The 13,186-nt window shown below is 35.3% G+C and carries 12 protein-coding genes; 9 read left to right on the forward strand and 3 right to left on the reverse strand.

Annotated elements, in window-relative coordinates; translation table 11 throughout:
- The first annotated feature begins 118 nt into the window (after positions 1–118).
- Both V7014_RS08075 and V7014_RS08080 read left to right on the forward strand, forming a co-directional pair.
- Positions 119–592 carry a GNAT family N-acetyltransferase gene (locus V7014_RS08075; protein ID WP_335505979.1) on the forward strand — a complete coding sequence of 158 codons (474 nt, stop codon included), beginning with the start codon at positions 119–121 and terminating at the stop codon, positions 590–592.
- A gap of 74 nt (positions 593–666) precedes the next feature.
- A complete protein-coding gene (locus V7014_RS08080; RefSeq protein WP_335505981.1) occupies positions 667–1,149 on the forward strand; it encodes an HIT family protein in 483 nt (160 codons plus the stop codon).
- A 247-nt stretch (positions 1,150–1,396) separates the two neighbouring features.
- On the opposite strand, the gene V7014_RS08085 is transcribed toward V7014_RS08080, so the two are convergent.
- On the reverse strand, positions 1,397–1,600 hold the full coding sequence (locus tag V7014_RS08085; RefSeq protein WP_335505983.1) for a helix-turn-helix transcriptional regulator: 204 nt from the start codon (positions 1,598–1,600) through the stop codon (positions 1,397–1,399).
- Positions 1,601–1,762: 162 nt separating this feature from the next.
- Between V7014_RS08085 and V7014_RS08090 the strand changes: the two genes are divergently transcribed.
- From V7014_RS08090 to V7014_RS08100, 3 genes are all read left to right on the forward strand, one after another.
- Positions 1,763–2,434: a response regulator transcription factor gene (locus V7014_RS08090; protein WP_335505985.1), complete on the forward strand. Its 672-nt coding sequence runs from the start codon at positions 1,763–1,765 to the stop codon at positions 2,432–2,434.
- Between the two features lie 13 nt (positions 2,435–2,447).
- Complete coding sequence (locus tag V7014_RS08095; RefSeq protein ID WP_335505987.1) at positions 2,448–3,677, forward strand: sensor histidine kinase; 1,230 nt, start codon at positions 2,448–2,450, stop codon at positions 3,675–3,677.
- 98 nt (positions 3,678–3,775) lie between these two features.
- Positions 3,776–4,012 (forward strand): CsbA family protein, encoded by a 237-nt coding sequence (locus tag V7014_RS08100; protein WP_335505989.1) that lies wholly within the window; start codon positions 3,776–3,778, stop codon positions 4,010–4,012.
- A gap of 109 nt (positions 4,013–4,121) precedes the next feature.
- Here V7014_RS08100 and V7014_RS08105 read toward each other — a convergent pair whose 3' ends face one another.
- Positions 4,122–5,111 carry a methyl-accepting chemotaxis protein gene (locus V7014_RS08105; RefSeq protein ID WP_335505991.1) on the reverse strand — a complete coding sequence of 330 codons (990 nt, stop codon included), beginning with the start codon at positions 5,109–5,111 and terminating at the stop codon, positions 4,122–4,124.
- Positions 5,112–5,121: 10 nt separating this feature from the next.
- A complete protein-coding gene (locus tag V7014_RS08110) occupies positions 5,122–6,258 on the reverse strand; it encodes an FIST signal transduction protein (RefSeq protein WP_335505993.1) in 1,137 nt (378 codons plus the stop codon).
- 273 nt (positions 6,259–6,531) lie between these two features.
- Between V7014_RS08110 and uvrB the strand changes: the two genes are divergently transcribed.
- The 4 genes from uvrB (at position 6,532) to V7014_RS08130 (ending at position 13,080) form a co-directional block, all read left to right on the forward strand.
- Positions 6,532–8,508, forward strand: coding sequence for an excinuclease ABC subunit UvrB (uvrB, locus tag V7014_RS08115; protein WP_438824892.1), 1,977 nt, complete (start codon positions 6,532–6,534; stop codon positions 8,506–8,508).
- Positions 8,509–8,515: 7 nt separating this feature from the next.
- Positions 8,516–11,383, forward strand: a complete 2,868-nt coding sequence (uvrA, locus tag V7014_RS08120) for an excinuclease ABC subunit UvrA (RefSeq protein WP_335505997.1) — start codon at positions 8,516–8,518, stop codon at positions 11,381–11,383.
- Between the two features lie 268 nt (positions 11,384–11,651).
- Positions 11,652–11,960, forward strand: coding sequence for a DUF4870 domain-containing protein (locus V7014_RS08125; protein ID WP_335505998.1), 309 nt, complete (start codon positions 11,652–11,654; stop codon positions 11,958–11,960).
- A gap of 28 nt (positions 11,961–11,988) precedes the next feature.
- Positions 11,989–13,080, forward strand: a complete 1,092-nt coding sequence (locus V7014_RS08130) for a DUF4097 family beta strand repeat-containing protein (RefSeq protein ID WP_335506000.1) — start codon at positions 11,989–11,991, stop codon at positions 13,078–13,080.
- The last annotated feature ends 106 nt before the right edge of the window (positions 13,081–13,186 follow it).

Raw genomic sequence — 13,186 nt, forward strand, 5'->3', positions numbered from 1 at the left:
TTCTTCATCGTTTTAGAATTCCTTAAATTCAATCGTTAATACGAAAAAAGAGCAATATAACATCCTAAATTAATGATAAAAGCGGTTTGGAATTACTTTACATAAATGGGGGATGAATATGGAATTTAGATCAGTCAAAAGCTCGGATTATTATGTTATATCACCATTAATCAATGAGTGGTGGGGTGGAAGAAATATGTCTGATATGCTACCAAAGTTATTCTTTGACCACTTTACCAGTACAAGTTTTATCGCTGAAGAGGATGGTAAGCTAGTAGGTTTCCTAATAGGTTTCTTTTCACAATCTCATCCAAATGAGGCATATATTCATTTCGTTGGGGTGTGTCCTGAATATAGAAAGCAGAAGATTGGTAAACAGCTATATAATCACTTTTGTAATATAGTTAAGCAAAATGGTAGAAAAATTGTCCGTTGTGTAACGTCTCCAGTAAATAAGGTATCAATTGCCTATCATACAAAGATGGGATTTGAAATCGAAAAAGGAGATAAAGAAATGGATGGTGTTTCAATAAACAGTGATTATGATGGACCGAATCAGGATCGAGTTTTATTTGTAAAACAATTGCTATAACGTCTATTAGAAATGGGTTATGCAAAGCAGATAGAGAGTAGCAGCATATTTTAATGGCCAAGGGGGAAGAAATAGTGAGAACAATTACACTGTCAAACGGGAATGTTGTTGAAGTTGAATGCTTAAGTTGTGCAATAACAAACGGTCTAATTGAGCCTGATGGTGGAGTGGTCATAGAAACAAAATTTTTTCATGCTCATCAAGATGTCGCATATCCCATAAAAGGATTAGTCATACTAGCTTCAAAACGTCATATTAAGTGTTTTGATGAATTATCTGAAGAAGAAAAATTAGATTATATAAGTCTTTTGTCAAAAATCAGAAAGGCTCAGAGGCAAGTGCTAGGTATTGAATATGTATATTACTTTTATAATGAAGATACTTCACATCATTTCCACACTTGGATGGTTCCGCGTTATGAATGGATGTACGAGTTTGGCGGCTCAATAGAATCTGTAAGACCTGTCTTGCTTCATGCGAGACAAAATATGAACAGTGAAGAAAATGTTAAAGAAGTGATGGTGGCAATTAAGAAACTTAGTCAAGCTCTTAAATAATCGACCTTTATTCAAGTCTGTCAAAAATTCAATTATGAAAATGTCTCAAAGAGGGTGTTCTATAAGGTAATAGCGTTTTCCCGCTTCAAAGCGAAAGTAAAAGTGAAGACGTTTAGGTGGGTGATTAAGTGCCATTTGAATCTCCTTACCTCTTTCATCTTTTGCTTCACCACTCGATTAGAAATTCATTACATACATCTGACTAATAACTACTTAAACGATGAGAAAATTTGTAACCATAACATACTTATAATTCCTCCCTATAATCAAAAACTTCGGGTAATGGTTTCTCAAAAGCATTTGCGATTTTGAAGGTAAGAATTAGGGAAGGATTATATTTATTCTTTTCAACAGTAGCAATGGTTTGACGGCTAACACCAACCCGCCTTGCAAGTTCTTCTTGAGTCCATCCCTTCTCTGCTCGGTAATTTACTAATTTGTTTTGTAACAATAGCATCACCTCTTATTAAAATGTAATAAATTTCTTACAAAACATTTTAGATGTTGAAAAATTTGAAAAAGGTTTATCGTGAATCCTTTCTCTAATATTTTATTGAAGTATTTGTTTAAGATATAATCTAATGGAATCTAAAAAGGTGGGTGACGATAAATAATGAGAGTATTAGTAGTAGAAGATCATATACCTCTGCTGCATTCTATAAAATCGATATTAGAGAAAAACTTCACTGTAGATATTGCTTCAAATGGCGAAGAAGGTTATTTTCTGGCACAGCAAAATATTTATGATGCCATTATTCTCGACGTAATGTTACCGGGCTTGGATGGTTTCGAGATTTTAAAGAAAATACGAGATGAACATATTGAAACACCAGTTATGTTTTTAACCGCACGAGATTCATTAGAAGATCGTGTGACAGGGCTTGATTTAGGTGGCGATGATTATTTGGTCAAGCCATTCCAAGCACCTGAGCTGGAAGCAAGATTACGTGCTTTGCTTAGACGAAGCGGTCGATTGACGAATGAACAAACTATTCGATATAAAGGAATTGAGCTTCATGGTAAGGAAAATGACATCATTATTGATGGGGAGAATGTTAAACTGACGTTAAAGCAATATGACTTGCTGGAGTTTTTTATTGGAAATGTTGGCTCGATTCTAACGAGAGAACAAATTTATGATCGTATTTGGGGATACGATTCAGATACAACCGTTGGAGTAGTGGAAGTGTTTACTCATCATTTAAGGAAGAAGCTAGAACCATTTGGTTATGACAAAGATATTAAAACGGTAAGAGGAATTGGTTATATGCTGTCGAAAGAATAGGAGATGACTGGATATGTTTCAAAAAACCCGCATACGGCTCGCGATGCAAAATTCCATCATCCTGATTCTGATTATTGGTGCCATTGCAGTTGCAGTATACTCTTATATGAAAGTGTTATTGTATAGCGATTTGGACGATGATTTAAAAAAAATGCTAGATGAATATAAGAAAAATGGATTTATTCAATTAGAGGCTTCTACTTCAAAGCCAACCTTTATTCAGGATCCTCGCGTAAATCTAATTCTTTGGGATGAAAAAGGCAAAATGATTGAAATAAATGAAGAATCGGCATTATTTAGTTCTAATAAAGAGCTATTCAAACCAAAGCGTTTTAATAAAATCGAAGAAAAAGAAGCACAAGGCTATCATTTTCGTTCAATATCGTCTAAGTTTCCCACTGCCTATGGCGATATAACGGTACAGTTATTACGGAATGTAAATTCAGAACAAGAGATGCTTCATAGAATTGGAACTCTTCTTACAATGTCAACAATTATCGGTGGCTTTTTATCCATTGTAGCAGGATTTTATTTAGCTGGAGTTGCACTTGTACCGATACGAGAAGCCTTGAACAAGCAGCAACAATTTGTATCGGATGCATCTCATGAATTGCGTACTCCTCTTGCAGTTATACAGTCGCGTGCTGATTTATTACTTCGGTCGCCAACTGATACAATTGAAGATAAAGCTTTAGATATATCTGTTATTTCAAAGGAATGCAGAAGGTTAACGAAGCTAGTTAGTAACTTATTATTATTAGCACGAGCAGATTCGAGTCGTGTCGATATTAAGAAAGAGGCTTTCCCATTAACGGATGTATTAAGTGAGGTTATAAATAATTATACAGAAATAGCGGAGTTCCAAGGAAAAAAGCTAGTTATGAAAAACGACTGTGAACCTGTTATGAAAGGTGATCCGGAGCGTATTCATCAATTAATGGTCATTCTTCTTGATAATTCGTTAAAATTCACCGGAGAAAATGGTGAAATCATTGTTCAGAGCAAAAAGCTTTCGAATGGTTTTGAAATTATTGTAAGTGATAATGGTATTGGTATAAAAAAAGAGGATTTACCTTATATTTTTGACCGTTTTTATCAAGGGGAAAAAACGCGTTCGAATACGGAAGGTACCGGATTAGGATTATCTATTGCGAAATGGATTGTAGCGCAACATAATGGAAAGATAAGAGTGTTTAGTGAAGAAGGAAAAGGGACAATGTTTAAAGTTTTCTTTCCAAAGTAAGTGGTTATAGAATCATTCCATAGATGAAATTTGGATAAATATGCTACAATGTGAACACATCTTATTATTGTATGAAGTTATAGTAAGGAGCTGAGGAGATGGGCTGGATAATAGCTGCAATGTTTTTGCCAGCACTTTTGGTCTACGTTTTTACCAGGGTCACTTATAATCACTTCGTAGGTTTAGCTCTAACAGTTGCACTGATAGCTGCATCTGCTTATGCAGGCTACACTGATACATGGTTATTAATCATTATAGATGCCTGTTCTTTAACTTTCGGTTTATGGTTATCTATTAGATATATAAAAGTCAAGCCACGTCAAAGCACCCAATAAGGGTGCTTTTGTTTTTTCTTATAAAAGCGTTTTTTAATACATGTAATTCTAACAAAACAATTATAAAACTCTAAAAAGGCTCTTCGCATATGTAAGAGCCTTTACAATATTATAATTTGTTGTTTTGTAAAGCAGTGACTAGATATTTCACCTGAGAAATAAATGAAGTCATATCCGCTGAAATAATATATTTTTCTCGCGATGAATCATACAGTTCAGTGATGCTTTTTTCTACATCTTGTGAAGAATGTAAAATAGTATCTAATTCGCTTGTGAAGGAGATGATGTGTTCTAATGTAACGTCTGTTGCTCGTTTGATTTTCGCCATCTTTTCAAATAATTCTTCTTCAGAGTCCGAAATTTTAAGGAAGAACTCGCGTGTATGGAGTGTCATCTCCTGTGTTTTATCTAGCTCACCTGTTTTTTCATCTAATTCTTTTGTCATTGAAGAAACATACGAAAAAATTCGATTTACTTTTGCATTAACCTCTTGTAGAGCGTCCTTACTTTGTTCTGCTAGTTTTCTAACTTGTTCTGCCACTACCGCAAATCCTCGCCCGTGCTCACCTGCTCTTGCTGCTTCAATTGACGCATTCAAAGATAGAAGGTTTGTTTCTCCGGCAATATCCTCAATAATGTTGGTGAAATTGGAGATTTCTTTAATTTCCGTTTGTAGAGTTGAAATGGTATTTTCAAACTCTTTAAAGACTTTTTTGACATAATCCATCTGAATATTTAATTGGTCAATGGTTTGGTTTCCTTCAGAGACTAATTCTATATTTTCTTTACTTTTTGCTTCTACTTCAACTGTAATAGCGTTAATATTTTCAGTTGTTCCAATAATCTCTTTCGCGCTTTCTTTAGAAGTTAAAAGTGAATGAAGTTGTTCGCTGATGGCATTTTTTATTAAAGAAATGTTCTCGATTACTAAACCATCTTTTTGGGCGCTCTTTTCATTCGTTCCTCTAAGTAAATCAACCAACTCATCTAACCCTATAAGGATCATTTTTTTTTCCTCTTCACTTAATGAATCAAATGCTTTAATAATTTCTTGTTGTGCCTCAGGAGATCGACTAAAAAAAAGTTTTTTTAAATCCATCTTCCCACCTCTACTTTCTTGTTCCAAATCCTAATAAAATAAGTGTTTGGTTTATCTGTGATTTATTTAATTGCTCCCCATAACTACTAAAACCTGCTAGGTTTGGTATTTTAGAAAGTTCGTTATTTAAAGCTGGATATAAATTTTGGTTTTGGAATTGCTGCTTTCTTAAAATACAATTGACTGCTAAAACACCATCTAAAGTAGCAAATTCTTTGTGTAAATTATGTAATGTTTGTTTTAATGCTTCGACAGGTTCTTTTGGTTCTAGAATATCTACTTTTGTATCTTGGAATAATTGACAATAAAATTGGATTCCCCCATCTGGTAATACTTGAAATGGAGAAGCTATGAAAATTTCATTGTTCACTTTTCGCCCTAAAGGATTGGTCATAAAGTAGTTTGGTAGATTAGATTCAGAAATACCTAAGCGAGAAGCGTAAACACTAGCTGCCGGCCTTCCATCAAATTCATAAACGATTCTTCCTTCTGTATTGGACTTCGTTATTTTCATTTCTTTTTTGGTAGACTGAAAGATATTTTCTTTCATAATAAATGTATCTACATCGGGTTTAATGAAGATAACTATACCTCCGATGCTGGAAACACGCCCGTTTAAGCTAATCATTGTTTGTTGAAACTTAGCGTCATCTCCAGCTGTACCTCCGAACAATGGGAAACCTTCGTTGTCAAAAATCGAATTAACAACAGATAGCATTTTTTCTTCCGCAGCAATCAATCCGTTGGGAAATACTAATCCTATTCCTTCTTTGCTTACATAATTACTACCAGTGTTTATACCTACTTTTGTAGCTGCCTCTTTTAGTTTCTTTCGATAAAAAATTGGGTATTTTTCAATATTCTCCATTAATACAGCTTTAGCAACTCCGATGTTTTTAGAGAAACTCATTGCGCTTAATCCGCCATTGCTCAACCCTTTTGGTCCTATCTCACCGGTTGTAGTCAAACCTACAATTTCGGAATTTGGGTATGTTTGATGGAAATGAGTTGATAATTCTTCAAAAGAATACTTAGTACTAGCAAAGAAAAGGATAAGGACAGGGTTTGAATGTAATGATTGGGTAACTTCTTTAAAGACTAAATCAAGTTGATTATGTTGACTATTCACTGTTTTGATCATGCTCATAAATGCACCTCTCTTTGATGTCCTAAAGACGTTATAACATTTCCTTTTATGGGAATCAATGTAAATAAATCGAACTTTTTCTTAATATCAACCCCAACATTTTTGAAAAAAACAAGTGATACGAAAACTTCCCATGATTACACAATTTAACAGCTTGTCGAATGAACGTTCGCTTTTTGCTGGTTAGTTATTAAATGTTTGTGGTAAAATGTCTATATATTCGTTAGTTCGTACAAGATGAAAATAAGTACTGTGAAGTGGAGGCAAAACTTGATGAATGAGTTTCAATTAGTGTCTAAATATTCTCCTCAAGGAGATCAGCCTCAGGCAATTCATAAACTAGTAGAAGGTATCCAATCTGGTAAAAGATTTCAAACGCTGCTAGGTGCAACAGGAACGGGGAAAACATTTACGGTTTCGAATGTTATTAAGGAGATAAACAAGCCTACGCTTGTAATTGCTCATAATAAAACACTTGCAGGTCAATTATACAGTGAATTTAAAGATTTCTTTCCTAATAATGCAGTCGAATATTTCGTTAGTTATTACGATTATTATCAACCTGAAGCATATGTACCTCAAACCGATACTTTCATTGAGAAGGATGCTTCGATAAACGATGAGATTGATAAACTGCGACATTCAGCTACATCATCTCTTTTTGAAAGAAAAGATGTCATTATTATTGCCAGTGTTTCGTGTATTTATGGTTTAGGTTCGCCAGAAGAATATAGCGAGTTAGTAGTTTCATTACGCACAGGAATGGAAATTGAACGAAATGCACTACTACGTAAACTCGTAGATGTTCAATATGAGCGTAATGATATTGATTTCAAACGTGGAACGTTCCGCGTTCGTGGTGATGTTGTAGAAATCTTCCCAGCATCAAGAGATGAGCAATGTATTCGTATTGAATTCTTCGGTGACGAGATTGACAGAATTAGAGAAGTGGATTCATTAACTGGTGAAGTACTAGCTGAACGTGAGCATGTGGCAATCTTCCCTGCATCCCACTTCGTAACGCGCGAAGAAAAGATGAAGATTGCTATTGGAAATATTGAAGTAGAACTGGAAGAACAACTAGCTGAGTTTAGAGAAAAAGGTAAGTTGCTTGAAGCGCAGCGTCTAGAGCAAAGAACACGTTATGATTTAGAAATGATGCGTGAAATGGGATTCTGTTCTGGAATCGAAAACTACTCACGTCATTTAACATTGAGACCGGCTGGGGCAACGCCTTATACATTACTTGATTACTTCCCAGAAGATTTCTTACTTGTTGTAGATGAGTCGCACGTAACATTGCCGCAAGTAAGAGGTATGTTTAATGGAGATCAAGCACGTAAACAAGTCCTTGTTGATCATGGTTTCCGTTTGCCTTCGGCGAAGGATAATCGACCGTTACAGTTCGATGAATTTAATGAGAAAGTTCATCAAGCTATCTTTGTATCCGCAACTCCAGGGCCGTATGAGCTTGAACACTGCCCAGAGATGATTGAACAAATCATTCGTCCGACAGGCTTGCTTGATCCACCTATTGAAATTCGTCCAATACAAGGTCAGATAGATGACTTAATAGGTGAGATTCAAGATTGTATTAAACAAAATGAGCGTGTGTTGATTACAACCTTAACGAAGAAAATGTCTGAAGACTTAACAAATTATCTCAAGGAAATCGGCATTAAAGTACAATACTTACATTCAGAAGTGAAAACATTAGAACGTATCGATATTATTCGCGATTTACGACTAGGGAAGTACGATGTCTTAGTCGGAATTAACTTATTGCGAGAAGGCTTAGATATTCCAGAAGTATCTTTGATTGCTATCTTAGATGCGGATAAGGAAGGTTTCCTGCGCTCTGAAAGATCACTTATTCAAACGATTGGTCGTGCAGCGCGAAATGCACATGGCCGTGTTATTATGTATGCAGATAAAATAACAAATTCAATGAATATAGCAATTACAGAAACAAAACGTCGTCGATCCATTCAAGAAGCGCATAACGAAAAACATGGTATCGTACCAACTACGATTCAAAAAGATATACGTCAAGCGATTAGAGCTACGCATGTGGCTGAGGACCAAGATCATTATGAAGTAAGTGTTAAACTAGATAAATTAACGAAAAAAGAACGAGAAAAGGTCATTTCAGAAATGGAACAAGAAATGAAAGAAGCAGCAAAAGCATTGAATTTCGAACGTGCTGCCGAATTGCGTGACCTAATTTTAGAGTTGAAATCGGAAGGGTGACTAACAAATGGCATTGGATAAAATCGAAATAAAAGGAGCAAGAGTCCATAATCTGAAAAATATTGATGTCACCATCCCACGTGATAAGCTAGTTGTTTTAACTGGTTTATCTGGCTCGGGTAAATCGTCTTTAGCTTTTGATACGATTTATGCGGAAGGACAACGAAGATATGTTGAATCTTTGTCTGCTTATGCTCGTCAATTTTTAGGACAAATGGATAAACCGGATGTAGATACGATTGAAGGCTTGTCACCTGCTATATCAATTGATCAAAAAACGACAAGTCGTAACCCACGTTCTACAGTTGGTACAGTAACAGAAATTTATGATTATTTACGGCTTTTGTATGCTCGTGTAGGGAGACCAACATGCCCTAATCATAATATTGAAATATCGTCTCAAACGATTGAACAAATGGTAGATCGTATTATGGAGAATCCTGAACGTACGAAATTACAAGTATTAGCTCCTGTTGTTTCTGGTCGAAAAGGAACACATGTGAAAGTATTTGAAGATATTAAGAAGCAAGGTTATGTTCGTGTGCGTGTCGACGGTGAAATGTATGATGTTGGCGATGAAATAGAGTTAGAGAAGAATAAAAAACACGATATCGAAGTTATTATTGACCGTATCGTTATTAAAGATGGTGTGGAGGCACGACTTGCTGATTCTCTTGAAAGTGCTTTGAAATTAGGCGATGGTAAAGTCATTATTGATGTGATCGGTGAAGAAGAACTGTTATTTAGTGAACATCATGCCTGTCCATTATGTGGTTTCTCAATTGAAAACCTTGAGCCGCGTATGTTTTCTTTCAATAGTCCATTTGGAGCTTGTCCAAGCTGTGATGGTTTAGGTTCTAAGCTAGAGGTGGACCTTGAATTAGTAATGCCTAATAGAAACTTAAGTTTACGTGAAAATGCGCTAGCTCCTTGGGAATCAATTAGCTCGCAATATTATCCACAATTGCTTGAGGCAGTTGCGAATCATTATGGTGTTGATATGGATATGCCTGTGAAGGATATTCCAGGTTCTTTAATGGATAAGATTCTTTATGGCTCTGGGAAGGAACAAATTTATTTCCGTTATGAAAATGATTTTGGACAAGTGCGAGAAGGAAATATTGAATTCGAAGGTGTTATTCGCAATGTAGAGCGTCGTTTTAAAGAAACTTCGTCCGATTATGTTCGTGAACAAATGGAGAAGTATATGGCAGAACATAAATGTCCTACTTGTAAAGGGTACCGTTTAAAGAAAGAGGCATTAGCTGTCTTAATTAATGGCGAACATGTTGGGAAAATCACTTCTCTTTCAATTGAAGATGCATTAGAAGTATTCAATAACTTAGATTTAACAGAGAAAGAAATGAAGATTGCTACTTTAATTTTACGAGAAATTAAGGAACGACTAGGTTTTCTTTCAAATGTTGGATTGGAATATTTAACCTTGCATCGTGCAGCAGGAACTTTATCCGGAGGAGAAGCGCAACGTATTCGTTTAGCTACTCAAATCGGATCACGATTAACAGGTGTTCTTTACATATTGGATGAGCCATCCATTGGATTACATCAACGTGATAATGATCGATTGATTAGTACGCTGCAAAATATGCGTGATATAGGAAATACGTTAATTGTCGTTGAACATGATGAAGATACGATGCTTGCAGCTGATTATTTAATCGATGTAGGACCTGGAGCGGGTGTTCATGGAGGTACCATTATTTCTCAAGGTACGCCTAAAGAAGTAATGAATGATCCTAATTCTCTTACAGGACAGTATCTATCAGGAAAGAAATTTATCCCGCTACCAAATGAACGTCGCAAAGCAGACGGTCGTTATCTTGAGATTAAAGGTGCGAAGGAAAATAATTTAAAGAATGTAAATGCCAAAATTCCGTTGGGGATGTTTATTTCCGTTACCGGTGTTTCTGGTTCTGGTAAGAGTACATTGATTAATGAAATTCTGCATAAATCACTTGCACAGAAATTAAATCGTGCCAAAATCAAACCTGGTCAACATAAAGAAATTTTAGGTATTGAGCATTTAGATAAAGTAATTGATATTGATCAATCGCCAATTGGTCGAACACCAAGATCAAACCCAGCTACATATACGAGTGTATTTGATGATGTTCGTGATGTGTTTGCTTCCACGAATGAAGCTAAAGTAAGAGGCTATAAGAAAGGCCGCTTTAGCTTTAATGTGAAGGGCGGTCGTTGTGAAGCATGCCGTGGTGATGGAATTATTAAAATCGAAATGCACTTCTTACCTGATGTATATGTCCCGTGTGAAGTGTGTCATGGCAAACGTTATAATCGTGAGACTCTAGAAGTGAATTATAAAGGTAAGAATATTGCTGAAATTCTAGAGATGACGGTAGAAGATTCAGTAGTATTCTTTGAAAATATCCCTAAGATTGCTCGTAAATTACAAACGTTAAGCGATGTTGGTTTAGGCTATATTACATTAGGCCAGCCAGCGACCACATTATCAGGTGGAGAAGCGCAACGTGTTAAGCTTGCATCTGAACTTCATCGTCGTTCAACTGGTCGTTCATTGTATATTTTGGATGAGCCGACAACGGGATTACATGTAGATGATATATCTCGACTTCTTGTAGTTCTGCAACGATTAGTTGAGAATGGTGATACTGTTCTTGTCATTGAACATAATTTAGATGTGATTAAAGCAGCTGATTATATTATCGATTTAGGACCAGAAGGTGGAGCAAAAGGTGGCACAATTATCGCTACTGGTACACCAGAGGAAGTTATTGAAGTAAAAGAATCGCATACAGCTAAGTATTTGAAACCAATTCTTGAACGGGATCGAATCCGTATGAAAGAACTCGTTCAAGAAAAAGCAAATGTGTAATATCATATAAAATCGAAAAGAGTATTTCAGAAGAGTATTCATCTCTGCTGAAATACTCTTTTTTTTCTTTTGAAAAAAAATACTAAAATCACTTTTGCAAACATATATCGTTGATAGTGACTTTTGTGCTTAGGATTATTACTTTTGGGTATACCTTATAGTAGTTTGTTTTTTAATGAAATTACAAAAATTGAGAGAATGTAATGAAACTTTTTTGGTGAATGGTCGTAATACTTGATAACAGAAAAAAATAGGGAGTGAATGGAGATTGGACTCTAATAAAGTGTTATCAGCTATTTGCTATTTCAGTGTATTGTTTGCACCATTTATTGTTCCAATTATTATTTATTTTGCAAGTGATGATTCATTTGTGAAAAAGCATGCTAAATCAAGTTTGATATCTCATGTAATACCGGCATTATTTATTCCACTTGTATTCCTGGCAGCATTTTATGATTTATCACAAACAACGGAATTACCTATCTTATTATTAACAACATTTGTTGTTTTTGGAATCGCAAGTTTAATTATTTTTATTTGGAATTTAGTTAGAGGTGTGAAGTTGCTAATCAATTAATTCTTTAATAATGAATGGAGGATTTATGATGAACGAAGAGAAAAAGCGTATATTAAATTTGGTGGAGGCGGGAAAAATCACTGCCGCAGAAGCTCTTACATTGCTCGAACTATTAGAAAAAGAACAGCAAACAAAGAGCGATAAAGAAGAAGAAATGATGAATGAATTATCTACAGTTGTAGTTGCAAATGAAGAAGAGAAACAACAGTCCACTGAAAAGAAGGTAGCATCAGCAAAAGATATGATTTTAGATTTTGTTGATCATTTAGTAACGAAAGTGAAAGAGTTAGATTTTGATTTCTCGAAGAGTACAGATATTACCCATATCTTCCATTTGCCTGATGCATCTTTCAATGATGTGAATATTGAAGTGGCACACGGTAATGTTGATCTTATACCATGGGATCAAGAAGGTGTAAAAGTAGAATGTGATGCGAAAGTATATCGTACAGAAAACGATGCAGATGCAAGAAAAATGTTACTTGAAGAAGTGATGTTTGATGTAAGAGATTCGAAACTGTACTACATGATAGGGCAGAAATGGATGAAGGTAAACAGTAAAGTATATCTTCCTAAATCTCAGTACAATAAGATGCGCTTGCGCTTATTTAATGGTGCCATTTCAGCAGATACATTAGCGGTAGATAAGTTGAAAATTAAGACTGCAAATGGGAAAATTATTTTGAATGGTGTCTCAAGTGAAGATACGGAAATCGATACAGTAAATGGTAACATTGAATTGACTGACTTCAATATTACAAAGCTAGATTGTGAAGCTATTAATGGTACTGTCAAAACAAAAGGAACATTCCAGTTCGCTGAATTAGAAACATTTAATGGCGCAATCTTTGTAGAGAACTTTAATAATGAAGCTAAAAATCTACAAATAAAATCTACTTCAGGTTCCATTAATATTACGGTTCCAAGCACTCTTGCAGTCGCTGGAGAAGTTCGAGCTAATCTAGGTGGTTTACATGTTGATGTGCAAGGAATGAAGGTAATTGATGAGAAGAAAGAAGTCATTCAAAAGATATTAAAATTTGAAAACGAACAGCTTGATACTATGAAGCTGTTCGCAGATACTAAAACAGGACATATTTCTGTTAAGCATGAAATATAATACTTAAAAAGCCCTAAAGCTTTGCTTTAGGGCTTTTCTCATAAGATAGAAAGTATATAATTTTGCACGGTGTCTAGCTCCAGCGCTCAGCTCCTAGTGGACTTCG

The sequence above is a fragment of the Bacillus sp. JJ722 genome (assembly GCF_036963345.1).
Lineage (GTDB): Bacteria > Bacillota > Bacilli > Bacillales > DSM-1321 > Bacillus_AD.